Source organism: Bradyrhizobium sp. dw_78, assembly GCF_018449525.1.
GTDB lineage: Bacteria > Pseudomonadota > Alphaproteobacteria > Rhizobiales > Xanthobacteraceae > Bradyrhizobium.
In genome coordinates this window covers 236,375-261,384 of the sequence record NZ_JAAVUS010000009.1, presented here as the reverse complement: position 1 = coordinate 261,384, position 25,010 = coordinate 236,375, and the positions used below count along the sequence as shown (strand labels likewise).

Annotated in this window: 25 protein-coding genes; 15 read left to right on the top strand and 10 right to left on the bottom strand. The window is 59.7% G+C overall.

The genetic code is table 11. The features are described from left to right. Positions 1-300 precede the first annotated feature (300 nt). Positions 301-498, top strand: a complete 198-nt coding sequence (locus HB630_RS22845; RefSeq protein ID WP_213774839.1) for a hypothetical protein — start codon at positions 301-303, stop codon at positions 496-498. A 300-nt stretch (positions 499-798) separates the two neighbouring features. Here the strand turns inward: HB630_RS22845 and HB630_RS22840 are convergent, their stop codons facing one another. Continuing rightward, positions 799-1,692, bottom strand: a complete 894-nt coding sequence (locus HB630_RS22840) for an NmrA family NAD(P)-binding protein (protein ID WP_213774838.1) — start codon at positions 1,690-1,692, stop codon at positions 799-801. 80 nt (positions 1,693-1,772) lie between these two features. Here HB630_RS22840 and HB630_RS22835 point away from each other — a divergent pair, with 80 nt between their 5' ends. Further along, on the top strand, positions 1,773-2,354 hold the full coding sequence (locus tag HB630_RS22835; RefSeq protein WP_213774837.1) for a TetR/AcrR family transcriptional regulator: 582 nt from the start codon (positions 1,773-1,775) through the stop codon (positions 2,352-2,354). Positions 2,355-2,584: 230 nt separating this feature from the next. On the opposite strand, the gene HB630_RS22830 is transcribed toward HB630_RS22835, so the two are convergent. Together HB630_RS22830 and HB630_RS22825 are read right to left on the bottom strand one after the other, a co-directional pair. Then, the gene (locus tag HB630_RS22830; RefSeq protein ID WP_213774836.1) at positions 2,585-2,869 is read right to left on the bottom strand and encodes a DUF1778 domain-containing protein; all 285 of its coding nucleotides are present in this window, start codon (positions 2,867-2,869) and stop codon (positions 2,585-2,587) included. 126 nt (positions 2,870-2,995) lie between these two features. Then, positions 2,996-3,895, bottom strand: coding sequence for a LysR family transcriptional regulator (locus HB630_RS22825; protein ID WP_213774835.1), 900 nt, complete (start codon positions 3,893-3,895; stop codon positions 2,996-2,998). A 367-nt stretch (positions 3,896-4,262) separates the two neighbouring features. Between HB630_RS22825 and HB630_RS22820 the strand changes: the two genes are divergently transcribed. The 4 genes from HB630_RS22820 to HB630_RS22805 all read left to right on the top strand — a co-directional run bounded on the left by HB630_RS22820 (position 4,263) and on the right by HB630_RS22805 (position 7,085). Further along, positions 4,263-5,504 (top strand): aconitase X catalytic domain-containing protein, encoded by a 1,242-nt coding sequence (locus HB630_RS22820; RefSeq protein WP_213774834.1) that lies wholly within the window; start codon positions 4,263-4,265, stop codon positions 5,502-5,504. Positions 5,505-5,507: 3 nt separating this feature from the next. Beyond that, on the top strand, positions 5,508-5,933 hold the full coding sequence (locus HB630_RS22815; RefSeq protein ID WP_213774833.1) for a DUF126 domain-containing protein: 426 nt from the start codon (positions 5,508-5,510) through the stop codon (positions 5,931-5,933). Between the two features lie 134 nt (positions 5,934-6,067). Beyond that, on the top strand, positions 6,068-6,697 hold the full coding sequence (locus HB630_RS22810; RefSeq protein WP_213774832.1) for an RraA family protein: 630 nt from the start codon (positions 6,068-6,070) through the stop codon (positions 6,695-6,697). Positions 6,698-6,713: 16 nt separating this feature from the next. After that, on the top strand, positions 6,714-7,085 hold the full coding sequence (locus tag HB630_RS22805; RefSeq protein ID WP_213774830.1) for a cupin domain-containing protein: 372 nt from the start codon (positions 6,714-6,716) through the stop codon (positions 7,083-7,085). Between the two features lie 49 nt (positions 7,086-7,134). Here the strand turns inward: HB630_RS22805 and HB630_RS22800 are convergent, their stop codons facing one another. Beyond that, positions 7,135-7,854: a GntR family transcriptional regulator gene (locus tag HB630_RS22800; RefSeq protein WP_213774829.1), complete on the bottom strand. Its 720-nt coding sequence runs from the start codon at positions 7,852-7,854 to the stop codon at positions 7,135-7,137. A gap of 724 nt (positions 7,855-8,578) precedes the next feature. Between HB630_RS22800 and HB630_RS22795 the strand changes: the two genes are divergently transcribed. From HB630_RS22795 to HB630_RS22780, 4 genes are read left to right on the top strand one after another with little or no spacing between them, the layout of a single operon-like run. Beyond that, the gene (locus HB630_RS22795; protein ID WP_213774828.1) at positions 8,579-9,577 is read left to right on the top strand and encodes an ABC transporter substrate-binding protein; all 999 of its coding nucleotides are present in this window, start codon (positions 8,579-8,581) and stop codon (positions 9,575-9,577) included. Next, on the top strand, positions 9,577-10,410 hold the full coding sequence (locus tag HB630_RS28455; RefSeq protein ID WP_213774826.1) for an ABC transporter permease: 834 nt from the start codon (positions 9,577-9,579) through the stop codon (positions 10,408-10,410). The genes HB630_RS22795 and HB630_RS28455 overlap by 1 nt, the downstream gene beginning before the upstream one ends. Next, complete coding sequence (locus HB630_RS22785; protein WP_213774825.1) at positions 10,403-11,203, top strand: ABC transporter ATP-binding protein; 801 nt, start codon at positions 10,403-10,405, stop codon at positions 11,201-11,203. Before HB630_RS28455 ends, HB630_RS22785 begins: the two co-directional genes overlap by 8 nt. After that, positions 11,193-12,014 carry an enoyl-CoA hydratase/isomerase family protein gene (locus tag HB630_RS22780; protein ID WP_213774824.1) on the top strand — a complete coding sequence of 274 codons (822 nt, stop codon included), beginning with the start codon at positions 11,193-11,195 and terminating at the stop codon, positions 12,012-12,014. Before HB630_RS22785 ends, HB630_RS22780 begins: the two co-directional genes overlap by 11 nt. Positions 12,015-12,023: 9 nt before the next feature. Here HB630_RS22780 and HB630_RS22775 read toward each other — a convergent pair whose 3' ends face one another. From HB630_RS22775 to HB630_RS22750, 6 genes are all read right to left on the bottom strand, one after another. Next, entirely contained in the window at positions 12,024-13,241 is a 1,218-nt protein-coding gene (locus HB630_RS22775; protein ID WP_213774823.1) for a CoA transferase, read from the bottom strand. Next, positions 13,238-14,038 (bottom strand): ABC transporter ATP-binding protein, encoded by an 801-nt coding sequence (locus HB630_RS22770; protein ID WP_213774821.1) that lies wholly within the window; start codon positions 14,036-14,038, stop codon positions 13,238-13,240. The genes HB630_RS22775 and HB630_RS22770 overlap by 4 nt, the downstream gene beginning before the upstream one ends. Continuing rightward, entirely contained in the window at positions 14,031-15,758 is a 1,728-nt protein-coding gene (locus tag HB630_RS22765; RefSeq protein WP_213774820.1) for an ATP-binding cassette domain-containing protein, read from the bottom strand. Before HB630_RS22765 ends, HB630_RS22770 begins: the two co-directional genes overlap by 8 nt. Then, positions 15,755-16,627, bottom strand: coding sequence for a branched-chain amino acid ABC transporter permease (locus tag HB630_RS22760; RefSeq protein WP_213774818.1), 873 nt, complete (start codon positions 16,625-16,627; stop codon positions 15,755-15,757). Before HB630_RS22760 ends, HB630_RS22765 begins: the two co-directional genes overlap by 4 nt. Before the next feature lie 30 nt (positions 16,628-16,657). Continuing rightward, positions 16,658-17,827: an amino acid ABC transporter substrate-binding protein gene (locus HB630_RS22755; RefSeq protein ID WP_213774817.1), complete on the bottom strand. Its 1,170-nt coding sequence runs from the start codon at positions 17,825-17,827 to the stop codon at positions 16,658-16,660. Positions 17,828-18,105: 278 nt separating this feature from the next. Continuing rightward, positions 18,106-19,020, bottom strand: a complete 915-nt coding sequence (locus HB630_RS22750; RefSeq protein WP_249780987.1) for a MaoC/PaaZ C-terminal domain-containing protein — start codon at positions 19,018-19,020, stop codon at positions 18,106-18,108. 239 nt (positions 19,021-19,259) lie between these two features. Between HB630_RS22750 and HB630_RS22745 the strand changes: the two genes are divergently transcribed. The 5 genes from HB630_RS22745 (at position 19,260) to HB630_RS22725 (ending at position 24,996) form a co-directional block, all read left to right on the top strand. Then, on the top strand, positions 19,260-19,535 hold the full coding sequence (locus tag HB630_RS22745; protein WP_213774815.1) for a hypothetical protein: 276 nt from the start codon (positions 19,260-19,262) through the stop codon (positions 19,533-19,535). A 102-nt stretch (positions 19,536-19,637) separates the two neighbouring features. Continuing rightward, on the top strand, positions 19,638-20,810 hold the full coding sequence (locus tag HB630_RS22740) for an acyl-CoA dehydrogenase family protein (protein ID WP_213774813.1): 1,173 nt from the start codon (positions 19,638-19,640) through the stop codon (positions 20,808-20,810). A 12-nt stretch (positions 20,811-20,822) separates the two neighbouring features. After that, positions 20,823-22,559 (top strand): FAD-binding protein, encoded by a 1,737-nt coding sequence (locus HB630_RS22735; RefSeq protein ID WP_213774811.1) that lies wholly within the window; start codon positions 20,823-20,825, stop codon positions 22,557-22,559. Positions 22,560-22,575: 16 nt separating this feature from the next. Continuing rightward, the gene (locus HB630_RS22730) at positions 22,576-23,817 is read left to right on the top strand and encodes a CoA transferase (RefSeq protein WP_213774809.1); all 1,242 of its coding nucleotides are present in this window, start codon (positions 22,576-22,578) and stop codon (positions 23,815-23,817) included. Positions 23,818-23,859: 42 nt separating this feature from the next. Beyond that, a complete protein-coding gene (locus HB630_RS22725; RefSeq protein ID WP_213774807.1) occupies positions 23,860-24,996 on the top strand; it encodes a CaiB/BaiF CoA-transferase family protein in 1,137 nt (378 codons plus the stop codon). Positions 24,997-25,010 lie beyond the last annotated feature (14 nt).

The following is a 25,010-nucleotide window of genomic DNA, read 5'->3' as shown; positions in this document are numbered from 1 at the left end:
TCCGTCGTTGTGACATCCACACGGAATTTTTAGTTCCAGCGACCGACGTGTTTCGAGATGGAGGCCAGACCCCACCGAGTCCTTTGGCAAGCGTTGCCGCGAACTATCAACTAGCGGTGGCCGACTGTGATGACGTTCCGATGTTGAAGGGATCTGCGGCGAAAGCTCATGCCCCCGGTCATTGCACGCTGTTCTGCGCCAAAACACGATCGCCACAGAAGAGGGGTTGGAAGAGGGGTTGCTTGTCTCGGCTTCGCAGTTCTTTGTTGCCAAAGAATGCTTCTCGCCGGGGATGATGCAATGCCTTACGTCGATGTATCGGGAATAAAGCTCTATTTCGAAGACCACGGCATCGGTGATCCGATCATCTTCATTCATGAATTCGGAGCGGATCAGTGGGAAGATCAGATCCGCTACTTCTCCCGGACGCACCGCTGCCTTGCCTACAACGCCCGCGGTTACCCGCCAAGCGATGTCCTGGATGATCCTGCTGCCTAGGGCTGGGAGCGGGCGGTCGAGGATGTTGCGTCACTGATGCAGGAACTCGACATCCCTCGTGCCCATGTCGTTGGCCAAAGCATGGGGGCTAAGTGCCTCAGCTAATCGTAGGCTGTACGGGCGCGATCTTGAGGAGATTGCAGGATACCCGGCGGAGTCACGTTCGGGACCGTGAGTGTGTCGATTTTCAGCGTTGGCGAAGAGGTGGTGTTGCACTTCATCCAGCTCATTGAGTCGCGCTGCGGGATCGGCGGAAGCGCAATCGGATCACTTCGTATTGCCGAGTCATGCTCGCCTTCCCTATTTCGGGGTTTTCTGGAAGATAGCTATGTTGTCGCTGAGCCATCCCGCAACCGATCGTGGCTCCTGGCCCGTCAACTCGGAGAATGTGCATGTCGTTTCGGCGAGTACAGATTCTCGGAAGATACCGTCAAGTCCAAGTAGCAAGTCGGCAACCATTTCACTTACGCCTGAGGCGATCAGGACGCTGCGGTGCTCGTCGTGGGTCCTATGCTGATACGACACGGTCTCGCCGAGGAGTCGCGACAATTCTTCGGCAACCTCCGGCATACTCACCGTGCCTGGGCCAGTCAGATGATAGGTGCGCTGCGAATGAATGTGCTCATCGTCGAGAAGCGCAGCACGCGCAGCATCGGCGACATCGCGAGTGTCGATGAAGTTGACGCGGCCGTTGCCGGCCACGCCACCCCATGAGCCATCCGCGACCGGGGCGCCGGCCCGAGCCAGAACGTCGACGAATGAACTTGGGCGTAAGAGCGTGTAGCCGACGTTATGAGTCGCCAAGTGGGCTTCGATCTGCATGTGCCAGTCGAATGGATGCAGCCGAGACGGAGGCCCCATCACCGACAGTTTGACGATGTGAACAACGCCTGCGGCCACGGCTGCATCGATCAATGCGATTTCGTTGGCAACCTGCCGCGGGGACGTGCCGTGGACAAGGAAGAGGCGCTCCACGCCACGCAGCGCGCTGGTAAGAGTAGCGGGCGTATCGAAGTCAACTATGGCCAAAGCGACCCCGGCCGGCAGGCGCTGCGTGTCGGGATTTCGCGTCAGCGCGACGATATCGACGGGGTCATTGACCAGGTTTGCGATCAGAGCGGCGCCGACCCGACCAGTAGCGCCGGCCACCGCAATGCGCGGCGTGCTTACTTCACCCGAGGGAGGATTGAACATTTGCGTACCCTTGCTATGTTGGAACGAATGGTCCATCATATTTGGAACGATCGGTCCATGATGTCAAACGGTAAATTGGAATGAGTGGAAAGCGCCAGTTCGACGAGACTTCGGTAATCAATGCAGCGATGGATGTGTTCTGGCGGCACGGCTACGCGGCGTCGTCCGTCGATCAGTTGACGACGGCAATGGGGTTGTCTCGTTCGAGCCTTTACAAGCGGTTTCGGGATAAGGATGGGCTTTTTCGGGAGGTGCTTTCAACCTATGCGGAGCGCGTTGTGCGTCGCATGAGGGCCATCCAAGGAGACACCAGACGCAGCCAGCTTGAGGCTCTCCTGCACGAGTTTCTTCCGAACGATGCCAAAGCGGCGCGACCTAAAGGTTGCATGCTGGCCCGATCGTGTGCCGAGATGGCAGATTTACCGCTAGAAGGGCAAGCTGTCGCCTTGGAGGGACTCACGCGGCAGCGGGCGATCTTCAGGGAGATTCTACGCGAAGCGGTCGCTAACGGGGAGTTGCCATCGGCGGCGGGAATCGATGGCTTGGCGTGGCATTTTCTCGGCGTTTTGCAGGCCATAATGAACCTACCACAGGCGGGTGCGAGCGGCCGCGAGCTGCGGCGCGTTATTGACCTCGGGATGTCGGCGTGGCCGTTGAAATAGCAGATAGGTTTTTTGCGGCTCATGCACGGTCTCCAAGGTCATGTTCGAGGGACCCCGCCCTCCAGGTCGCCGGTGCCCGTTGCAGTGCGGGTTGCGTGGCACTGTCTCTGAGACGCCGCGTTGGAAAGCGCCCGTGTCTTGAGCCACCGATCAAGCGAACGCTTGCCGCAGGAGAATTCCGCGAGATCACGGGCGGTTGTCAACGGCTCGGGGCCGGAGATAGGCAAACCTTAGCTCCCGCCTTTTTTTGCGCCGGCGGTTTCCCAAGGTGTTGTGCGCTGGAAAAGATCGACCATTTCGGAGACAGGGGCGGCTGGCGCGGACAGTGCCGCCATGAATGCCTTTAAGCCGGCGGGACTCATCCGGATGGGCATAGTTTCCATCAGCACGTCCTCGGCCGCGCGCACGGCGGCGTCGCGGACAAAATCCGTACGCGAACGGCCGCGCAATGTGGCGGTCCGATCGATGATCGCAATGTCAGCCTCGGGCAACCGTCGCGTCACCACGGCCGTCATCGCTCGGGCGCAGAAGCAAGGGCTGCCGGTGCAACCCTTCACAGTTCATGATCTGCGCCGATCTTCAAAGCCACTCAGTTGCGTTTCGGCTTGCAAGATTTGCGAGCTGAACCACAGGAAAATCGATCAACCCTGCAGCTGGCGCGAGAAGTCGCAGGTGGCTTGGGCGATCTTGGCGACACTTGCCATGAAGGCAGAAGGTCGATCGTGGTGATACATCGCTACGTAAGGAATGGCCGGAAGCTCCGGATCGGTCGGAATGACTTTGAGCTTGCCCTGAGCGACGAGCGGCTTGAAGCATTGTAGCGGCAGGTAGGTTATGCCTAGTCCGGCGACAGCCAATCCAAGCAGCGCAATGAGACTGTCGCAGGAGAAAAGACGTGGAAGCATCGCGCCCTCCGACTTCAGCCACCTGCTTACCCAGATGCCGGTGCCGGAGCGATTACCCTGGACCAATATTGTATATTCGGCCAATTCCGTGATGGAGAGCTTTCGTCGCGTGCGCAGGAGCTTGGGGCTGCCCATCCACACGTTCCGATTCTGGGTGAGTTGAACCACGGTGATATTCTGGTCCGAAAATGCTTCCGGGATGATGATGAGGTCGAGCCGGTCTTCCTGGAGCCGATCGTAGAGGTCGCGGCTCATGCCGACCTCCGTCTCGATCGTGACCTTGGGATATTTCGCGCGCAGGCTCGCAATGAGACGCGGAAGCCACGTCAGGGCGGTCAGCTCTGTTATGCCGAGCCGGAGCTGACGCGCTGGCGTCTCGTTTCCCTCTTTCAGGTGCAGGACGCGCTGCTGCAGCACGAGCATTTCCTGCGCAAGCGCGAGAAGTTGCTCGCCCTTGTCGGTCAGGCGGGCGCTGCGCTGGCTGCGGTCGAACAACGGCAGGCCGGCAACAAGTTCGAGTTCGCGAATGCGCTTCGATATCGTTGATTGGGTCGTATTCAATTTCGCGGCGGCGCGTTCGAACGTTCCAAGCTGCGCGATCCAGTATAGCGCTTCGACCTGCTTCAAACTGAACATGTTCTGCTCGCCTCGGCTTGGTAGTTATGCGGATAGCTCTGCTGACCGTGTCAGCCGAACCGCGACCTGACTTCACCGCTGGTCGAACTGCACACAAAAGCGCTGGGAGGCGGCGTTTGGGCACTCTTTCCAAAAGTGAATGAATCTACAGTCGATAATATCACTTTTATTTTCCCGTGTCCGAGGCGATATCCTTTCTAAAGATGGTGGTTCGGACCGTCAAAGCGGACAGGCTTGCGCATTCGCAAATTGGCCGAGCAAAGGCCGTAGTGGCGCGTCGGATCGGGAGCCTCCGTCAGAAAACGGATGCGCAGCGGGGAGAATTTATGCTCGAATTTCAGCCTTCGACCTCTGTGGAGACCTGCACATGCTCCTGACCGACGAAGAAACGGGAATGCTGAACGGTGACAAGGGGCCGGCGGTCAAGAAAGCCATGGAAATCCTGGTGGCCCTCGGAGAAAGTTTTGCAGCTGAGAGGCTCGTCGTCGTCAATAATGTGCATATGGCCGGCTCGTCTGTGCTGGTCGCGGAGGAGGCCGGCACCAAATTCGTTGAAGACATCAGGAGGAAGGGCGGCAACTTCCTCACCCGGGTCACGACAAACCCTACGGCTGTTGATCCCACGCAGTGGGAAGCAATCGGCATCCCTGAATCCGACAATGTGCTGCAGACGCGCCTCACCGAGGCTTATGCCGGGATGGGCGCGAATACCTGCAACACCTGTATTCCCTATCTGGTGGGCAACAGCCCGCGCTTCGGCGAACATATGGCATGGGGAGAATCCTCCGCCGTCGTTTTCGCCAACTCCGTGTGCGGCGCCAGAACCAACCGCGAGGGAGGTCCAAGCGGGCTGGCTTCAGCGCTCACCGGCCGTACCCCCGAATACGGATTTCATCTCAAGAAAAATCGTTATGGCAAATTCCTGATCAAGGTCGAGACGCCGCTCAACGATATGACGGATTACGGCACGCTCGGCTTTTTCGCCGGCAAGATCGCAGGCCAGGATACGCCGGTCTTTACCGGCATTCCTGCAAACCCGACCCTGGAAGAGCTGAAGGCACTCAGCGCCGCGCTGGCCTCCTCGGGCGCCGTGAGCATGTTTCATGCCGTTGGCGTGACACCAGAGGCGCCGACACTTGAAGAGGCTTTCGGCAGTGGCGAGCCCGAGAAGACCCTGGTCTTTGGTGCTGCGGAGAAGGAAAAGGCCGAGGCTGCCTTGAACAAGGAGCCCTCGAATCACGTCGATTGGATTCTTGTCGGCTGCCCCAACGCATCGGTACAGGAGATTCGCGAGGTTGCGGAAGCCTTGCAGGGCAAGAAGGTCCACAAGGACATCACACTGTGGGTGACGACGGCAGGAGCCATGTACGCCATGGCCGAGCGGGTGGGATACATCCGAACCATCGAGGAAGCTGGCGGTATCGTTGTCCGCGAGACCTGTCCGTTTTTGGCTCGAAGCCGCGTGATCGCGCCAAAGAAAGGCTACAAGACCCTGACGACTAACTCGGCGAAGATGGCATTTTATGCGCCCGGCCAGTTTGGTCTCCCCACTCACTACGGAAACCTCGACCGCGTCATGAAGGCCGCCGTCAACGGCGTTTGGAGCTGAGCGATGACCGCAGAAAAACTGGTTCTGAGAGGACGCAGGATCGTCAAGGGCAAGGCCTCCGGCGAGGCTGTCGTCACCAAGGAAGCGATCAGCTTCAACGGCGGGGTCGACAACATGACGGGCGTCGTCACGGAGCCCGGGCACGAACTGGAGGGCGTCAACATCACCGGCAAGGTCCTGGTGTTCCTCACCGGCAAGGGCTCGACCGGCGGATCGTACAAGATCTACGACATGGTTTCGCGCGGCACGGCTCCGGTCGCATTCATTCAGGTGAATCCGGAGGGAGTGACGACGATCGGTGCGATCATCGGCGAAATTCCGGTCGTTGCGGGTCTCGATCAGGATCCGACACGCGCTATCCGCAGCGGGGATTTCGTCGACATGGATGCAGATGCCGGGATTGTCACGGTTACCAAACGAAGCTCTTAGGTCGCCGAATTGGATCTCAGGCGTGTCTCTCCACAAGAACGGGATCAGCGATCGATGCCAACGCCGCGCTGCTGTCCAATGCCAGCATCGACCGGCGCCGACGGCGTGACGATTTGAATTCAGGCAGGTGATATATGAATGCAGGTAAAGACACTCTACCGGCGCTTGTCGAAGCATTTCGCGGCAAGCCGACGTCGGTGATCAGCGACAATATGGATCGGCTCCCCGGTCCCGTCGGATTGCATGCTTTTCATTCCGGACGGCCGTTGTTGGGGCGGGCCCTGACCGTGCGCACTCGCGCCGGCGACAATCTGGCCATCCATCAGGCGCTGGAGATCGTCAAATCCGGCGATGTCGTCGTCGTTGACGGCGGTGGCGATATCAGTCGCGCGCTGGTGGGTGAAATCATGAAGTCGATCGCTGAAAAACGCGGCGCGGCCGGCTTCGTGATCGATGGCGCCATTCGCGATCGAGCTGCCTTCGCCCAATCGGATTTTGGCTGCTATGCGCGCGCCGCGATCCACCGCGGTCCATACAAGAACGGTCCCGGCGAGATTAATGTCCCGGCTTCCGTGGGCGGATCCGTCATCATGCCTGGCGATATCATCGTCGGCGATGAAGACGGCGTGGTGGCCTTCGCGCCGGAGAAAGCATCCGAACTGTTGGCGGCGGTCAACGCTCAAATCTCGCGTGAGGAGCAGATCATTCAATCAATCGCCGACGGCACCTACAAGGGCGCGTATGGCGTCACGTCGAAATCGTAATCGAAGGAGAAGACCGATGAGCCAGGCAAGTGAGTTTCACAATATCGACAATCCGAATGACGGCTTGTTCCGCGAACTTGGAGAAGGTCTTACGACCCGGATTTTCTCGGGAGAGCAGGCGATGCTTTCGATCGTGACGATTGCTCCGAATTCCCAGGGCACCCGGCACCAACATCTGGAAGAGCAATGGGGAGTCCTGCTCGAAGGATCCGCGATCCGCTTCCAGGGCGATGAGGAGATCCCGGTCAAGAAGGGTGATTTCTGGCGCACGCCGGGCGGCGTACCGCACACGATGCGCGCAGGTCCCGCAGGCGCACGGGTGCTCGACATCTTCAGCCCGCCGCGTCCCGAGTACAGGAAACCCGGCAAGGGCTTTGCCGGCGGCTAGCGCGGCAGGAGTTCGCACCGGCTCAGGGTAACTTTGCGTGGGGATAACGTCAGCCGTTGGACGGGATTTCCTCTGCCGCCTTCGAGGTATGAACGCGCGCTTGCTCTCTTTCTCTCAGGAGTCGCAAAGTCACCTTCGATGCTGAGATCACATATTCCCGGCAAGCCTGGAATGCGCCTTCGGCATCACGCTGGTCGATTGCGTCCATAACGCGCTGAATCTCTTTGACGACGTTGGGAAGCCGTTTCGGATCGGCCAGCGAGGTTGCTCGCAACTGGCTGTTGCGATTGAGTATTTGATTCAGCATGAGCTTCGCATATTCGTTGCGCGAGCCGCGTAGCAGCACGTCGTAAAATCGGCTCTTGATTCCGAGCAGCACGTCCTTTCCGGCTTGCGGCGACACTGTTTTTAGTTCCTCGAATATATCTTTAAGTTCGGCGCGTTCTTCGTCCGAAGCTCGTATGGCGAAGCCTTCGCCCGCCAAAGCTTCAAGAACCGCGCGAACTTCGTAGATCTGGGCTGCCTCGGCAGCCGATATGAAGGCCACGAATGGCCCGCGATGCGGTTGCACGACGATGAGTCCTTCCGCCTCGAGCAGGCGAACCGCCTCGCGCACGACACCCCGGCTTGCGCCGAAAAGGTCGCACAGCACGCGGTCGGGCAGGTGCTCGCCGGGTAGGAATCGACCGTTGATGATGGCCGCACGCAGGCCTTCCTCGACCTGCCGCCGCATCGGTTGGGGGACCACCCGCATTGTCTGATCGTGCATCTGAATCTCACCTTAAGTCGTCTGTTAGCAAACCAAGCAAATAGCATAATGCTTGTAAGATTGACGGACAACATTGCTAGGCATACGAAATACCAAATATCATGCCGGGACAAAAGCTGGCAAATCCGATGGTGGAATCAGGAATTCGACGACGTCATAAAGATGCGCCAGACCAGGCCCGAGCGCCGACGATTTCGATGGCGCGGCAAAAGCCGACGATTTCATGATGGCGATCCACCCATCACGACAGAATAGTCCGCAGGCCGTACTGGGGTCGGCGCCTGGGCCTCGATCGAAAAACTCCCAAAGGGCGAATGTCGCATTATCGACGGTCTTTCGCAAGCCCTTCGAGGTTCGCTGCATGGGCGAGGCGGCGCTGGCCAGCGGATTTGGTGGCGGAGTTCAAGGGAATAATCGTTCATGCCTGGGTCTATTGCAGCATCCCTTTGGGATTGGACGCCGCCAACGACCACGCACGAGGTCCTGAATCGGAGCCGGCGCGTCGACAGCGAGAAACTGCCTGGAAACCTGCAAAACCGAGGTGGATGCGAAGTGCCGCTCCAGGTCGTGGGGCGACATTTTGTTTGACCATTTGGATCGGCCGTTCGACGAGTGAGGCTTGACAAATTCTCCTATTGATAGATTGTATAATTAAACTTGTCACAGTTTAGATGACGAACCGAATAGAAGCGCGAAAGTCGCTTCGCGGGTGGGAGGAATCAAAATGTTCTGCGGTCAGTTTTCTCGCCGCTCGCTATTGGCAGGCGCGACTGTGGCGCTCGCCGGGACCTCATTCGGTCGTGCGTTGGCACAAAGCGATTTCAAGTCGCCGGTTTCAAGATTGCGCATTTCGACGTTCAAGGAGCCCAATTACTCGACTGGATACGTACTGGAAAAGGTCGCGCCGCCCGGCCTGACCATCGACGTGATCTCGACCTCTACCAACAGTGACGCTCTGGATGCCCTTTTGTCGGGCGATACCGACATGAGCTACATGGGCGTGATCGCCTGTTCGGTTGCGGTGGGCCGAAACCGGCCGGTGCGTGCCGTCGCGTCGGCGGGGAGCAAGGGCTCCCGGCTGACCGTTCGCAAGGACAGCGGCATCACCAGCGTAAAGATGCTTGCCGGCAAGAACGTCGGTGTTGCGAAAAGCACCAATCAGGATCTCATCCTGCGCGAATTGCTTCGCCAGGCAGGCATCGATCCCATCAAGGGGGTGAATTACATCCTGTTGCCCTCCGACACCCAGGTTGAATCGCTGCTTAACAAGACGGTCGATGCGGTCTGTTCACCCGAGCCTTACGGTTCGTTGCTGTTGAAGACAGGCCTCGTCAACGAACTCGCGCCGGGCTCCTACGATACCGAGGTCGGCAACCCTGGGGTTCTCGTGGCGCTTTCCAAGAAGACGATCGACGAGAAGCCTGAACTCGCGCAATTTCTGACGACGCTGCATGCGAAGGCCACGCTCTGGTCGAAACGCAACCCGGACGAACTCGTCAAGACCTTCTTGCAAATAACGCGAATGAAGGAGGACGTCGTTCGCCTGGCGATGGATAACTCGGCGATTCACTACAATATCGACGACAATTACATCGCTCGCGCACAGAAAGTCGTGGAGGCGCTGCGCGGCGCCAATTATTTCGCTGGAGAGTTCGACGTCGGCACGGCTTTCGATACCCGCTTCCTTCCTCAGGCGCGTGAAGCCGCAGGCGAGATCATCTAGTGGCCGATGTTGCGGTAAAATCCCCAGGCCCTCCGGCCAAGCCCTCATCGCATGGAGGCCGCAAGGTCATCCTCAACTTCCTGGTATACGCGGCCCTGCCGGTCCTGCTTCTTGGCGGCTGGCAACTCGGGTCTGATTGCGGATACATTCAAGATTATCTTCTGCCGTCGCCGCTGGCCGCTGTCCACGGCTTCAGCGAAGTTCTAAGAGACGGAACGCTTGCCACCAATCTTTGGGCCAGTGTCGTGCGAAGCGTGTCGGGATTCGCGATCGCGGCGGCAATCGCGGTTCCGTTCGGAATCCTGACCGGCTGGTTTCGGCTTTTTCGCAAATTCACCTACGTGACGCTGCTGCTGCTGGTTCCGATTCCGATCACGGCGTGGATCTCTATCGCCATTCTCTGGTTCGGCCTCGGCGACAAATCGGCCATTTTCCTGGTGGCGCTGGGCGCGGCCGTTCCGATCCTGATCAATACGATGCATGGCGTGGAGTGGGTCGATAAGATCTACATCGAGGCAGCGCGCACGCTCGGGACCCGTCCACACGAACTTCTCTGGCGCATCATCCTGCCGGTGGCGCTGCCCAATATATTCACCGGCTTGCGGCTGGGCCTCCGCAATTCCTGGGCCGGCCTCGTCGTCGCCGAAATGATCGGCGCCAAATCCGGTGTCGGATACATGATCTGGGACGCGCGCCTGATGATGCGCTCCGATCTCCTGATCACCGGCATGTTCCTGGTCGGCATTCTCGGAAGCCTGTCGGACCAGATCATGGCATTAGTTTCCAAGCATGTCCTGCGCTGGCATGAATCGGTGGGAGGGCACGATGGCTGAGCCGAAGATCGTCGCTCACGGTATAACGAAGTATTTCGGCGTCGGCGCCGGCGCGGTCAAGGCCCTCGAGCCGTTTGATCTCTTTGTAAACACGGGCGAGTTCATTTGCATTCTGGGTCCGAGCGGCTGCGGCAAGAGCACGTTCCTTCGCATGGTTGCGGGCCTGATCGAGCCGTCGACCGGTTCGTTGTTCATGGATGGACAGCCGATTGCCGGGCCGCATCGGGAGCGGGGACTGGTGTTTCAGGAATACGCGCTGTTTCCCTGGAAGACCGTCCTTGGCAATGTCATGTACGGCCCTCTGGTCCAGCGCCTCGGGCGCCGCAAGGCGCATGATATCGCGACGGAGCAGATCAACCGCGTCGGTTTGAAGGGCTTTGAAAGCCGATTTCCGCGAGAACTCTCGGGGGGCATGAAGCAGCGCGTCGGCATCGCGCGCGTGCTCGCCAACCAGCCTGAGGTGCTGCTGATGGATGAGCCGTTCGGGGCACTGGACAGTATCACCCGCGGCATCATGCAGCAGGATCTCCTGAAATTGTGGCTCGAGGAACGCAAGACGGTTCTATTCGTCACCCATAGTGTCGAAGAGGCCATCTACCTCGCTGACCGTATCGTCGTGATGTCGCCGCGGCCGGGACGGATCGTCTCGATCATTGCCGTGGAGCCCGCCCGGCCGCGCAATCTGCTTTCGTCAGAATGCATCGCCTTGCGGGCCCAACTGACCAGGCTGGTCGAGGAGCAGGTGGTCAGCGCTTCGTCCCGGCCCATGAACATGCCAGCCTATGCAGACTGAAGCGCTCCCGGCTGAGGTTCATCTTGTCGTCCGCGAGCATGTCGCGCATATCCGGCTCGATCGCCCGCGCGTACATAATGCGCTGTCGCCGGAGATGATCCGGCAGCTAACCGATATCTGGAAGCGGTTCATGGAGGACCGTGCCTGTCGGGTCGCCATCGTGTCCGGTACGGGCGCGAGCTTCTGCTCGGGGATGGACCTGCGGCGGACCAATCCGGGGTTCGGATGGAAGAACCCCGAGGATGCGCCGCCTGGTTACGAGGAGGCGGGCGCGGGCGAAAGAAGGTCGCTGAATTATATTCCGCCTGCGGACTGCTACAAGCCGATCATTGGTGCCGCGCATGGTGCGACGATGGGTGGTGGTCTGGAACTCTATCTGAGCTGCGACATTCGCTACGCCGCGCAGGGCACGCGGTTTGCATTTCCCGAAGTCAAGCGCGGACTGCTGCCGAGCAGCGGAGCGACGTTCTGGCTCTCCCGGATCTGTGGATATGGTCGGACGATTGACCTGCTGTCCACCGGTCGTGAGATCGACGCGGAGGAGGGGCTGAGGCTCGGTCTGGTGGATCGCGTCCTGCCCCAGCAGGAATTGTATTCGTCCGCCGAAGGTCTGGCGGCGGCGGTCGCCGCCAATGCGCCACTTGCCGTGCAGGCGGTCAAGGAGGCGGTGCGGCGCTCCCTCGGACTGGGCCTTCAGGACAGTTTGAACATTTCCGAGAATCTCAGCCGGATCCTGCGTTACACAGAGGACTACCGGGAAGGCGCGCTCGCGTTTGCCGAAAAGCGCGCCCCGAAATTTGAAGGTCGATAGTCGAATACGCTAAATCGTGCCGCGTTCCCGTAACGATTCGAGTTCCTCGTCGCTGAGGCCAAGCCATTCCCGGTAGATGCTGTGGTTATGCTCGCCGAGCAGCGGCGAAGGCTGCACCGACGCAAACTGGTTGTCGTGGCTGACCGGCCATGTCGGAACGCGGATGGGACCGACGACCGGGTGCCGCATGAGCTGCATGACATTGCGCCGCTCCAGTTCGGGGTCGTGATGAACTTCCATCGTGTCCATCACGGCGCCCGCCGGCACGCCGGCCTCGCCGAGAAGGCGCATCGCCTCGCGCTTGTCGCGCCGACTGGTCCAGTCGGAAATCATGGCATCGATCTCCGTCTCGCGCTTCAGGCGTTCGGTCGCGGTCTCGTAGCGTTCGTCGCCGATCAGATCCGACCGTCCGATGGTTTCAAGTAGACGGTGCCAATGGGCACGATTGCCGCGGCCGGTGTAGATATAGATGAAGTCGTTCTTGCCGCCCGGATGGCAGGGGAAGATTCCGCTTGGCGGGTTCGCGGCGACCTTCGAGCCATTTCGGGTGTACAGCTTTCCGGTAGCAAGTTGTGCGCCGAGCGCAGAACGGATGTATTGCAGCATGGCGTCCTGCATCGAAACTTGCAGGCGTTCGCCGCCGCCTTCTCGGGCGCGCCTGAACAGCGAGGCCAGGATGCTGACGGCAATCAGCATGCCGGTGCCGGTATCGCCGAGAGTGATGCCGGGCTTGACCGGAGGGCCGTCGCGCTCGCCGCTGATGCTCATGATGCCGCTGAAGGCCTGGGTGATCATGTCGAAGGCGAGATACTTCTCGTACTGGCTGCCAGGCCCAAAGCCCTTGATCTGGGCGTAGATGAGGTCTGGATTGAGGAGCTTTGCAGCCTCATAGTCGAGGCCGAGCCTGTCCACTGCGCCCGGGGCAAGGTTCTCGATGAACACATCGACCTTCGGAATAAGCCGCTTGATCAGCGAGAGCCCTTCAGGCGACTTCATATCCGCCGTGATCGATTTCTTGTTTGCGTTGTAGATCAGGAAATAGGGCGCATCCTGTCCTGGCTTGCTGCCTTCAAAGGAACTGCGGGCGGCGTCTCCTCCTTTGGGATGCTCGACCTTGATGACCTCCGCGCCAAGCCAAGCGAGTACCTCAGTGCAAGCGGGGCCGGCTTCAAAAACCGTGACGTCCAGGATACGTATACCCTGCAGGCAGCGGGCGGGTCCGATCATTTTCTTATTCCTTGGCTGGCCTCGAGGGGCGTTTCTTCGAACGTGTCGTCGCCGCTTTCCTCGCGCCAAGTGACGGCATGGCTGGTCGTGAGGCCAACATAGGCGTCCATTACCTTTGGGTCGTTCTTCAGATCGCTTGACGCGCCTTGAGCGACGACGTGACCGTCCTTGAGCACCAGAGCCTGCGAAGCGAAATTCAAGGCAGCGCGCGCATTCTGCTCGGCGACGAGGATCGCCAGCCCGGTCGACAACAGAGTATGCAGCGATAGATACAGTTCCGAAACCACGCGTGGGGCGAGGCCCGTCGAGGGCTCATCCAGCACGAGCAGCTTCGGCGAGCTCATCAAGGCCCGTGCGATCGTCACCATCTGCTGTTCGCCGCCGGAAAGGTAAACGCAATGTGTGCCGATCAGCCGCTGCAACTTGGGAAAGACGTGCAGCATCTCGTCGATTCTCGCAGCAATCGCGGCACGCGAGATCATGTAGCCGCCGAGCTCGAGATTTTCGCGAACGGATAGCTGAGGGAAGAGCTGACGGCCTTCGGGCACGTAGCCGATTCCAAGTCGCGCGCGCTTGAACGTAGGAAGATTACCCAGCGACTTGCCTGCGAGCGTAACCACACCGCGCGTCGCCGGGATCTGGCCGAGCAGGACACGAAGCAGTGTTGTCTTGCCCGACCCGTTTGCACCGACGATGGTCAGCGTGTCGCCAGGCGCAAGCGCAAGGCTTGCATCATGAAGCACGGCAATCTTGCCGTAGGCCGCCGATACATTTTCCATTCTCAGAAGTTCAGGCATGCTGCTTTTCCGATTCCGCATCCTCGCGGCCCATATACGCTTCGACGACAAGTGGATTGCGCATCACTTCGGCAGGGATACCTTCGGCGACCGTCGTGCCGAAATCGAGCACATGAACGCGCGCCGCCAGCGGCGCGATGGCCGGCAGCACATGTTCGATCGCCACCACCGCGGCACCCCGGCTCATCAGCCTTTTCAGGGCCTGATGGACTCGGCCGATTTCATGCATTGTCATGCCGGCCATTGCTTCGTCCAGAAGGAGCACTTCGGGTTCGAAGACCAGCGAGCGGGCGATTTCCAGCAGCCGCTGCTGCCCTGGCGTAAGCTGGTCGACCGAGTCCTGCCAGTGAGAGAGGAGATCGACGTCCACAAGGGCTTTCGTCGCGGCCGCGATGGCCTCGGCCTTCTTGCCGTATCGGCTGTTGGCTGCGACCAGAATGTTTTCCCAGACCGACAGCGAAGAGAACAGGCGGCTGGTCTGGAACGTGCGGACCAATCCCTGGTGCGGTAGCGTGTAGGCCTTCTTACCGACGATCGAGATTCCGTTGAGTTCGACACGTCCTGCCGTTGGCTTGAGAAAGGAAGACATCAGGTTGAACAGCGTGCTCTTGCCGGCCCCGTTGGGACCGATGATCGCGAGCATCTCGCCTCGATAGGCGGTAACGTCGACGCTGTTGACCGCGCGAACGCCGCCAAAATGAACGCTGATGCTCTGGCAGGTCAGGATTGGCTTGCGGTCCTGGCCGGAGGCACGGAACGGCGTGACGTTCGACAAGGTCGCGCCGGCCTCGATCGGCCGCCATAGCGACTGCCGTTTCCAAAGCTTGCTATTGGCGAACAGGCCCGCGACTCCGCCGGGAGTCACGATGGCGACGAACATCGTTACGATGCCGAGGATGGCTTGCTGTTCGAGCGGGAAGTTGAGCCACAGATAGGTCGAGAAGCTCGAAATGATCAAGCCGCCGATCACCGGGCCGAAGGCCGTTCCGATTCCACCCGCCAGCACGATCAGCACGCATTGCAATTCGATCGTGCCCGAGAACGCGCTGGCCGGATCGACAAAGCCGATGTTCCAGACATAGAGGGCTCCGCCGATGCCGCCGACGGCCGCACTGATGCAGAAGGCGATGATCTTGGCCTTGAACGTATTGATGCCGATGGACTCGGCCGCAACCGGATCGTCCCGGATCGCCATCAGCGAAAGGCCAAGCCGGGAGCGATACAGCGCGTAGGTGAGCAGGACGACCAGGGTCGTTGCGGATACGCAGACCACGGCCGCGAGCTGCGGCGAGTCCGCAATCGGAATGCTGGTTCCCATCGGACCGCCGGTGATCTCAAGTTCGCTTGCGATGAGCTGAAGAATTCGAGCCAGTCCGAACATGCCAAGCGCGAAATAAATTCCGCTGAGCCGAAGCATGATCAGCCCGAGCGGCAACGCCATCACTGGCGCGATCACGCCGGCTGCGGCCAGGCCGACGTACCAAGGTACATTGAACTGCAGCGCGACGATCGAGGTGATGTAGGCGCCGAGGCCGAAGAAGCTGACCTGGCCGAACGAGACATAGCCGGTGAATCCGCTAATGATATTCCAGCCGATCGCCAGCATGATGAACAGGACAATTTGGAACAGCGTCTGCGCGACGAAACCGGAGCCGAACGCGGCTACGGCGATGCCTGCGCCCACGAAGCAGAAGCCTGCAGCAAGTTTGAACATGTTCATACACGGCCTGCCTTGCCAAGCAGACCGCTCGGCCGGAAGATCAGAACGGCGACGAAAACCACATAGATGATTCCGGCGGCGCCGTTTGCGCCCAGGAAGTATTGCGTCATGACTTCAGCTATTCCCAAGAGTTCGGCCGCAAGGAACGCGCCCACGTAGCTGCCGAGGCCACCGAGCGCGATGAGAGTGAAGGCCTGGACCGTCATCTCGCCGCCCGACGTCGCCTGGAACGGAATGAGGCAAATGAGCAACGCGCCCGCAGCGCCCGCCATTGCCGATCCAACGGAGAAGGCCAGGAAGCGGACTTTTCTCACGTCGACGCCGCAGGTTTCCGCACCGAGGCTCGACTGCGCGACGGCACGAACGGACTTGCCATGCTTGGTGCGCGTCAGCCACAAATGCACCGCCGCCGACAGCGCGAACGCAACGAAAGAACAGACAAGCAGGGCCTCCGGAAGCGCGATCCCGCCGATCACAACCGCACCCTGAAGAAACGGGATCGATTGAAACTGGGAGCCCCAGATCAAGAAGCTGATGTTGGAGACCACGTAGGAGAAGCCGAACGTCGCGAGCAGGGTTCGCAGCTCGGCGGTCGGCCCGCTGCCCTTGATGTGCTCGAGCAGGCCGAACTGCGTGAATCCACCGAGCGCGAACAGGGCGAGCGCAACGATCGGAAGCGAAACGAGCGGGTTGAAACCGATTTCGTAGAGCGAGAAGGCCATCAGGCCGGCGAGGACGATAAAATCGCCGTGGGCCAGGTTGACGACCTTCATCACGCCGTAGATCAGATTCAGGCCGCCAGCGAGCAGCAGGAAAACGCCGCCCCATAGCAAGCCCAGAACGAGAAGGGAAATGAGCGTCTGGTACATTCATCTTACCGATATGCGAGGGGGGGAGGCTCATTGCCAGCCTGGATGCGGTAATATCGGATCGGCGTCGGCTTCGGCGGCCGGCCAGACCAGAACTTGTTTTCCCTTTTGCCATTGCAGCAGGTAGGCCGAATATCCGATCTGGGCGCCGTTTGCGTTCACCTTGAAATGGCCAACGACCGTATCGAGCTCGATGTCGTGCAGCGCCTTGTTGATGGCGTCCTGGTCGATCTTGCCGACGCGCTCGATCGCGGCAGCGTAAGTCTTGACCGCGGCGTAGGCGACGGCGGCGTGATAGGTCGGATCGAGATCGTATTTCGCGCGGAAATTCTTTACGAACTCCTCATTGCCGTTCGTTTTCAGCGTCGGGAAATAGCTCGTCGGAACGAAGATATCTTCCGCGACCCCGCCAAGTCCCTTGTAGAATTCGGGTTCGATCGGCCCGATCGAGAATCCGATCATTTTTGCTGTCACGTTCTGCGCTTTCAACGCGCGCAGGATGCCCTGGGAGTCCGCGAGGTAGGTTGTGCCAAGAATCATGTCCGGCTTCGGTTCGCCGGCCTTGAGCGCGAGCGCTGAGAAGTCTGTCGTGATCGGGCTGTAGGTCTCGTGAAACAGTACCTTCATGCCCGCGGCTTCCGCCTCGGCTGTCAGTGCCTTCGAAGCTTCCGCGCCGAGACGGTTGTTGAGCGAGAGGATCGAAAGCGTCTTGTAGCCCTTCGACTTTGCTAGATCGAGCAGCGGCAGCATGATGCGTGCCGCCGGCGTGATTCCTTGCACGATGTATGAGTAGCGGCCGTCATAGGAATCCGATGCCGATGTCACGGTGAGCATGACGCGTCCGGCGCGGTTGACGATCGGCGCGACCGCGGCGGTAAGATCCGCCGAATAGGGACTCAGCATCAGATCGACGCGGTCGCTCGTTAGCAGCTTTTGATAAAGCTGCGCGGCGGTCGAAGGATTGCCCTGGTCATCGTATTTAACGAGTTCAAGCGGTCGATGAAGGATTCCCCCAGCCTGATTGATCTCCTGGATGGCGAGTTCGTAGCCACGAAGTTCAAACAGGCTCGGCGGCGATGAAGGGCCGGTCTCGCTGATGGCGAGCCCGATCTTGATCGGGGCCTCGGCCTGCGCGAGCGCCGGCGACAGACAACCTAGAATCGCGATCGTGCAGATCCGCCTAATGATGGCTTGCAGCATTGTTCCTCCCGCCCTGATCTTTTTGCCTTATCGGCTTGTCATGATCATACAATCAACAAGTATGACCATTGTCAATCGCGCCACGGAGAGTCAATTGGTAGAAAGTCGGCATCGTCGCGAGATGAGGCGAGGCGCGGGCGACAACAGCGGATCGAACGGGCTTGGCTGCGTAGCTGCGTTCGCGCTTCAGGACCAAGGCTCGGTCTTCAGTTGATGAAAGAAATATTCGCGTGAGCGCTTGGGCCGCAGGGCGAGCCCGTGCGATGACCTCGGATATCCTATCGGAGCTTGGCCTGTCCGTTCTTCAGGACCCGGAGGTTTCTTTCCTTGACGAGCGCCTCGAACAGGACGGCGTTGTTCGTGTGCCACATCGAGATCTGGAGAGTTTCTCCGGGAAATACCGGAGCCGAAAAGCGCGCATCGAAACTTGTGATGCGCTCAGCCTCGTAATTGCCAAGCGCTTGCAGCACGGCCCTGCAAGCATGGCCGTAGCTGCAGAGGCCGTGAAGGATCGGTCGTGGGAATCCAGCCGCGACGGCGACCTCGGGATCACTGTGCAGGGGATTGCGGTCGCCCGACAGGCGGTAGAGCAAGGCCGAGTTGGGAGGGGTAACGCATTCGACGCACGCATGGGGCTTCCCGTCCGGAATGGGCGCTGGAGGCGGTGGGGAATCCAGCACTATATGCGGGAGTTTCCCGAATCCGCCGTCGCCTCGCGCAAAGAACGATGACGTCCTGCGGAAAATCGGGCCTGTCCGGTCGGATGCGGTGGTTTCGACCCGCAAGATCGCGCCTTTGTCTTTTCCCTTGTCAACGAGATCGGATACGCGCGAGGAGATCGTGAATGCGCCTGCGACCGGCAGCGGCCTGAAGATGTTCAGGTGCTCTTCGCCGTGAACGACTTGGGACCAGTTGAGACCTGTAGCCGGAATCCATGTGCGATCCCAGCCGATGACCGAGGCCATGGTCGGAACTGCCTTCAGATTCCTTTCAAAGGTGAATCGTAGCTCGTTTTCGTCGGTGGGATTCTGTCCGAACCCAATGCCGAGGGCATAAAGCATTGTGTCGCGCTCGGAGAATTCGAAGTGCCTTTGCGGAATGTCGAGGGCAAGGAGTTTTTGAGGGTCAACGGGCATCCGATTATTTCTTCCGAAAGAGATGCTTGGTCGGCTGACCAGTTGCTGTGCGCGCATGGGGCCGTGGGGTGAGCGAAATCGGCTGATCTGCTCTAAGGCACCCCGATCAAGCCGAGCGAACCGCAGATATTGATTTTCAACAAATCAGCCATGTCCATCGCTCCGAACGTAGTCTTATTGACAGATTGTATGATTATAGTCTATTCGCCAAATACGGTTTTGAGAAGCCAACAATTTCAAAAGCCCAAGAACAGAGTTCGGGCGAAACCAAGGGTCGGAAACGAGGAAGGTTGCTGATGGAAGTCCATCCCGCGCATGAAGTGGGCCGCGAAAGTCTTCTCGCTTTGTTTTTCGTCGGCCCGATCCCGCCCGATCCATCCCGGCCAGAGAAGCAGGACATCGGGCAGATCTGGCCTGTGCTGAGAATCGCGAGCGCCTCCATCGCCGATGTCGAAAAGCTTGGCTCCGGCCAGGCCATGACGATGGCGGTCAGTCCGGACGGGATCGTTCATGGCGGGATGCCGCTCGCCGAAGCGCCGCTCGGCTCATGGACAGAGGCCGAACAACGTTAAGCCCCCGATCCTATCGAAATTCACTGCTTCGTCCTGAATGCAGCTCAAAAACGATCATTAGCAGCCGTTCACTTGCGCAGTGGGCAGAGTGGAGAACAAGCCATGCAGTCAAAATTCCTGGATCGAAACGATATTGCTCCCTATCTGAACGAGGAGCAGTTGGAATTTCGTGAAGTCGTATTTCGTGCGCTTGAGAAGCAGGCGACGCCCGAATATTTGCGCGAATGCGATGAACACAAGGCGTTTCCCGAAAAGCTCATCAAGTTCGTTGCGGATCAAGGCTGGTTTGCGGTCACTTTGCCCGAGCAATATGACGGCGTCGGCGGCTATCTCGAAATGGTCGGCATGCTCGAAGCAATGGCTTACTATAGCTCCGCGCTTGCGCGTTACTGGAACATCAATGTCAACATGGTCGGTGGCGCGATCTGCAGCATCGGTTCGCTCGAGCTTCGGGAGAAACTGATCCCACCTCTTGCGGCTGGAAAGAACTTCTTTGCTTTCGCGTTGAGCGAGAATGGATCGGGCTCGGACGCCGCCAGTCTGCAGACGACGGGGAAGGTCGACGGCGATGACATCGTTCTCAACGGCACCAAGATGTGGATCACCGGCGCCAATCGCGCCAATCATATCCTGACAGCCTGCCGGACGGCGAAAATGGAGAACAAGCAGGCGGGCATCAGTCTCGTGCTGGTTCCCAGCGACAGCAACGGTCTGAAGATCAATCCGATAGACATGTTGGGCGGACACCTGATCCGCACCTGCGAAGTTGTCCTCGACAACGTGAAGGTGCCGACCTCGATGATGGTCGGAGACCTGCATAAAGGCTGGATGCAGCTCCTCAGCGTTCTTGCAAAGGAGCGCATTGCGCTCGGCGCGATCTGCGTCGGGGCGATGCAGGCGGCTTTTGACCTCGCACTTGGCTATACCAAGGAGCGCAAGCAGTTCGGAAAGAGCATCGCTTCATTCCAGATCAATTCCCACAAGCTTGCCGACATGCAGACAAGTATTGATGCAAGCAGACTCCTGGTCTATCGCGGCGCCCGTCTTCTCGCCGACGGCATCCCCTGCAACATCCAGTCGTCGCAGGCGAAATATTTCGGTGCCGACACCTACATGAAGGTGGCAACCGACGCGCTGCAGCTCATGGGCGCGAACGGCTACTCGATGGAATATGCGGCTCAGCGGCATTTCCGTGAGGCCAAACTGTTCCAGATCTTCGGCGGAACCAACGAGATCCAGCGCAATATCGTCGCGCGCGATCTGATCTCGAACTGACGCGGTGAGATGATGAGCGCCAACGGATTGCCGATTACTGTCGAAAAGGTAACAGCCGACGTCGTCGTTGTCGGAGGTGGTGGGGCAGCATCCCGCGCCGCGCTGTCGGCGCGACAGGCGGGAGCCAATGTGCGCCTGCTCACCAAGGCTCCTCTGCAGACCGGCGGCAGCACCGTCCATGGTGCGAGCGAGATCATGAGCATGGGGGCTGCGGGTTTCGGCGACGCGCTTGACAGTACGGAGATCCATTACCAGGACACGATGCGGGCAGGGCGCGGCTTCATTGACGCTGCGCTGGTCAGGGTGCTCGCGGAAGATGCGCCCGAGCGTATCACGGATCTGATGGATCTCGGCGTAACGCTTGATCGGTCCGGAGATGGAAGCCTGAAGCTGATCAGGAGCGATTTTGGCAGCTATGCGCGTGCGCTGGGCGTTAGCGGAAAGACCGGCAAGGCATTCGTTACCGCGATTTCGGAGGCGCTGGTCCGCAGCGGCGTGCAGATCGATGCGCCGGTGATGCTGGTGGATTTAATCCGCGACGCGGACGGTGCGGTCGCCGGCGTTCTCGGTTACGACCCGGCGCGGAAGATCCTCATTCACTATGAAGCGCCAAGCGTGGTCATGGGCACCGGCGGCATTCATGGCGTGTATCAGCAGCAGGTGTCGACGTCGGAAATGACCGGTGACGGCCAGGCAATCTGCTTCAGACACGGCGCGGAGATGGTGAATCTCGAATTCCATCAGGTCGGCTCCGCTCTGATCCATCCCTATGTCCAGCTCTTCAGCGGCTCTTGTTTCTCGCTTCATCCCAAAATGCTGAATGCGAGGGGCGAGGAGTTCCTTCCGTCCTATCTTCCTGATGGTGTCACCGTCGACGAAGTCTATGAGAAGAAGCAGTTCCCGTTCACGACCACGAACGTGTCACGCTTCCTCGATATTGCCATGGCGCATGAAATTGCCGAGGGACGTGGTACGGAGCGCGGCGCCGTGCTGTTTTCGTTCGCGGATGTGCCGGAGGCGCGAATTGCCGAAGTCATGCCGAATACCGCCCGATGGATGCGCGACCGAGGCATCGATCCGAAAACAGACAAGCTCGAGGTGGGTGTCGCCTTCCAATGCATGAACGGCGGCGTCCGCATGACCGGCGCCGACGCCCAGAGCTCTATTCCAGGGCTTTACGTCATCGGAGAACTCGCTGGCGGCGTTCGCGGCCCGGACCGTCCCGGCGGAAATTCGCTTGCGGAAGGTCAGGTCTTCGGTCATCGCGCCGGCACAGCGGCTGCGGAAAGGTCGCGCGGCGCTAAGGCCGAGAAGGCCGCAACGCTCGAAGAAACCTTTGCCATGCTCTCGCGGGCGTTCGCGCCGCGCAATCACACGCTCGACACAGAGGCGGTCGCCGGCAAAATCCGCGAGACGATGCAGCGCGACTGTCTGGTCGAGAAGTCGGCCGATGGCCTAAACCGCGCCATTCGCGTCATGTCGGATGTTCGGAGCCTTCTCGAGAACGATCTGCACGTTTCGCCCGAAACGCTGCTGCAGGGTTTGAGCGTGAGGAACATGGCGCAGACTTCGGAGCTCGTGCTGCGCGCCTGCCTGAACCGTGACGAGACCAGGAGCGCTCATTATCGCCTCGATCATCCGGAGAGCGGCGGGGAAGCCTATGCGCACAGCTTCGTCATGCGACGAGATGGCAACGGCATCGAGGTGAAGCCTCTCCATTACGACACGCCTGCATCGAAGGCGCTTTGAAAGAAGGAATGTCAAAGTGAACAAGCTTCCGCTAAGTGGGTACCGAGTTCTCGATCTAACGGCTGTGACCGCGGGGCCAGTCGGGACCATGATGCTGGCCGATATTGGCGCCGACGTCGTCAAGGTCGAGGAATATGCCGGCGGCGATCTGTCGCGGAACATGGGAACGCTCTATGTCGCAGGCGAGAGCTCCAACTTCCTTTCGCAGAACAGAAACAAGCGAAGCGTTCGGTTGGATCTGAAGAAGCCGGAAGGCAACGCGGTCTTCCTGAAGATGGCAGAGCAAGCCGATGTCATCGTGGAGAATTTTCGCCCCGGTGTCGTCAACCGTCTCGGTATCGACTACGACACCGTCCGTGCCAGAAATCCACGCATCGTCTATGCAAGCATCTCCGCCTATGGCCAGACCGGGCCTTATGCGCATCTGCCGGCGAATGATCCCTGCATTCAGGCGCTTACGGGCCTGATGGCAATGACCGGCGAAGCCGACGGCGAACCGGTGCGTGTTGGCAGCCCGGCGCCCGATTTTAACGCAGCGGCGCTGATGTGTTTCTCGGTTTGTGCGGCGCTTTTGCACAGGGAGCGAACGGGCGAGGGACAGCGGCTCGACCTTTCGCTGATGGGGGGAACGATCATCAGCATGCTGCCGCGCGATGGTGAAACCCTGCGCCTCAAGCGTCCGTTGGGGCGATTTGGAAGCGGCCATCCGGCGTTTGTTCCGTACCGGAATTACAAGAGCAAGGAGGGAAGCTATTTCTTCCTTTCATGCTTTACGGAAAAGTTCTGGACTTCATTGTGCGATGCGATCGAGCGCCCCGACCTAAAGTCCGACGCGCGCTTCCTCAACAACGTCAATCGCAACAAGAACCGGGCGCTGGTCGATGGCGAATTGGAAGCGATCTTTTCGCGCTTCACGCTGGCGGAATTGATGGCTCGGTTCGAGAAGCACAACGTGCCGGCGGCGCCCGTCCAGGACCTCTATACGGCGTTGACGTCGGATCCGCAGGTTGCGCACAACAAGACGGTGATCTCGCTGGAGCATCCGACGGCGGGCACCGTCGAAATGATCGCGCACCCCGTCAATTATCACAAGACCCCGGCGCAGTACCGCGCCCCGGCGCCCCGGCTCGGCGAGCACACCTTCGAAGTGCTCCAGGAGCTCTCGTTCGATCGGGCCGAGATCGAGCGTCTCGAGAAGCTGGGCGTGCTTGCCGGGATCGAGACCGAAGACAACCAAAAGCGGGCTGCCGTGAAATAGACGCGGTTCGCAATAGAAACGAAAACTGAAGGGGAGGCATCTTTGGGGCCGCTGAACGGATACAAGGTGGTGGAATTTGGCGGGATCGGACCGGGTCCGATGTGCGCAACATTGCTTGCTGACATGGGCGCGACGGTGATTCGCATCGATCGTACCGTTCCGTCCGGCCTCGGCATTCCCAGGCCGAGTCGCTACGATCTGCTCAATCGAAATCGCCATTCGATCGCGATCGATCTGAAGAAGCCGGAGGCAATCGAGACCGCGCTGAAGCTGATTGAGCAGGCGGACGCGCTGATCGAGGGCTTCCGGCCCGGCACGATGGAGAGACTGGGACTCGGTCCCGACGTCTGCATGAAGCGCAATCCGCGTCTTGCCTATGGCCGCATGACCGGATGGGGACAGGAGGGACCGCTGGCGCTGACGGCGGGGCACGACATCAACTACATCGCGCTGACGGGTGTCTTGCATGCGATCGGCCGCAAAGGCGACAAGCCTGTGCCGCCCCTCAACCTGATTGGCGATTTCGGCGGCGGGGCGATGTTCCTCGCATTCGGTTTGGTTTGTGCGATGCTGGAGGCAAAGTCGTCCGACCAGGGGCAGGTTGTCGATGCGGCGATGGTGGATGGCGCCGCGTTCCTGATGACGCCGTTCTACGGCATGCATGCCTATGACGGATTCAAGCTCGATCGCGGAACGAACATCACTGACACCGGCGCCTACTACTGGGAGGTCTACGAATGTGCCGACGGCCGATTCGTCTCGGTTGGCCCGATCGAAACGCGCTTTCGCGAACTGCTTTTGAAGACAATGGGGCTCGACAAAATATCGCCTGCGCTGGACGCACTTTCCCAGGATGAAGCCAAGAAGCTGCTGGAGAAAACCTTCCGTACCAAGACACAGGCGCAATGGTGCGAATTGCTGGAGGGGACGGATGCTTGTTTCGCGCCGGTGCTTTCGATGGCAGATGCTCCGAACCATCCCCACAACAGGGTGCGGGAGACCTTCATTGAGATCGACGGTGTGGTGCAGCCAGCGCCGGCTCCGCGGTTCAGCCGCACCAAGCCAGGAAAACCCACGCCGCCGGAAAATCCCGGCCAGAGCACGAAAAGCGCGCTGCGCGAATGGGGCTTTGCCGAAGACGATCTTAAGACGCTGGAACGCGCGGGCGTTTTCGGCTGACGCCGTTCTCCATC

Excerpts from the sequence above, each read along its gene's own strand:
- HB630_RS22845 (WP_213774839.1), top strand. The coding sequence starts at position 301 with ATGCCTTACGTCGATGTATCGGGAATAAAGCTCTATTTCGAAGACCAC.
- HB630_RS22840 (WP_213774838.1), bottom strand. The coding sequence starts at position 1,692 with ATGTTCAATCCTCCCTCGGGTGAAGTAAGCACGCCGCGCATTGCGGTG.
- HB630_RS22835 (WP_213774837.1), top strand. The coding sequence starts at position 1,773 with ATGAGTGGAAAGCGCCAGTTCGACGAGACTTCGGTAATCAATGCAGCG.
- HB630_RS22830 (WP_213774836.1), bottom strand. The coding sequence starts at position 2,869 with ATGACGGCCGTGGTGACGCGACGGTTGCCCGAGGCTGACATTGCGATC.
- HB630_RS22825 (WP_213774835.1), bottom strand. The coding sequence starts at position 3,895 with ATGTTCAGTTTGAAGCAGGTCGAAGCGCTATACTGGATCGCGCAGCTT.
- HB630_RS22820 (WP_213774834.1), top strand. The coding sequence starts at position 4,263 with ATGCTCCTGACCGACGAAGAAACGGGAATGCTGAACGGTGACAAGGGG.
- HB630_RS22815 (WP_213774833.1), top strand. The coding sequence starts at position 5,508 with ATGACCGCAGAAAAACTGGTTCTGAGAGGACGCAGGATCGTCAAGGGC.
- HB630_RS22810 (WP_213774832.1), top strand. The coding sequence starts at position 6,068 with ATGAATGCAGGTAAAGACACTCTACCGGCGCTTGTCGAAGCATTTCGC.
- HB630_RS22805 (WP_213774830.1), top strand. The coding sequence starts at position 6,714 with ATGAGCCAGGCAAGTGAGTTTCACAATATCGACAATCCGAATGACGGC.
- HB630_RS22800 (WP_213774829.1), bottom strand. The coding sequence starts at position 7,854 with ATGCACGATCAGACAATGCGGGTGGTCCCCCAACCGATGCGGCGGCAG.
- HB630_RS22795 (WP_213774828.1), top strand. The coding sequence starts at position 8,579 with ATGTTCTGCGGTCAGTTTTCTCGCCGCTCGCTATTGGCAGGCGCGACT.
- HB630_RS22785 (WP_213774825.1), top strand. The coding sequence starts at position 10,403 with ATGGCTGAGCCGAAGATCGTCGCTCACGGTATAACGAAGTATTTCGGC.
- HB630_RS22780 (WP_213774824.1), top strand. The coding sequence starts at position 11,193 with ATGCAGACTGAAGCGCTCCCGGCTGAGGTTCATCTTGTCGTCCGCGAG.
- HB630_RS22775 (WP_213774823.1), bottom strand. The coding sequence starts at position 13,241 with ATGATCGGACCCGCCCGCTGCCTGCAGGGTATACGTATCCTGGACGTC.
- HB630_RS22770 (WP_213774821.1), bottom strand. The coding sequence starts at position 14,038 with ATGCCTGAACTTCTGAGAATGGAAAATGTATCGGCGGCCTACGGCAAG.
- HB630_RS22765 (WP_213774820.1), bottom strand. The coding sequence starts at position 15,758 with ATGAACATGTTCAAACTTGCTGCAGGCTTCTGCTTCGTGGGCGCAGGC.
- HB630_RS22760 (WP_213774818.1), bottom strand. The coding sequence starts at position 16,627 with ATGTACCAGACGCTCATTTCCCTTCTCGTTCTGGGCTTGCTATGGGGC.
- HB630_RS22755 (WP_213774817.1), bottom strand. The coding sequence starts at position 17,827 with ATGCTGCAAGCCATCATTAGGCGGATCTGCACGATCGCGATTCTAGGT.
- HB630_RS22750 (WP_249780987.1), bottom strand. The coding sequence starts at position 19,020 with ATGCGCGCACAGCAACTGGTCAGCCGACCAAGCATCTCTTTCGGAAGA.
- HB630_RS22745 (WP_213774815.1), top strand. The coding sequence starts at position 19,260 with ATGGAAGTCCATCCCGCGCATGAAGTGGGCCGCGAAAGTCTTCTCGCT.
- HB630_RS22740 (WP_213774813.1), top strand. The coding sequence starts at position 19,638 with ATGCAGTCAAAATTCCTGGATCGAAACGATATTGCTCCCTATCTGAAC.
- HB630_RS22735 (WP_213774811.1), top strand. The coding sequence starts at position 20,823 with ATGAGCGCCAACGGATTGCCGATTACTGTCGAAAAGGTAACAGCCGAC.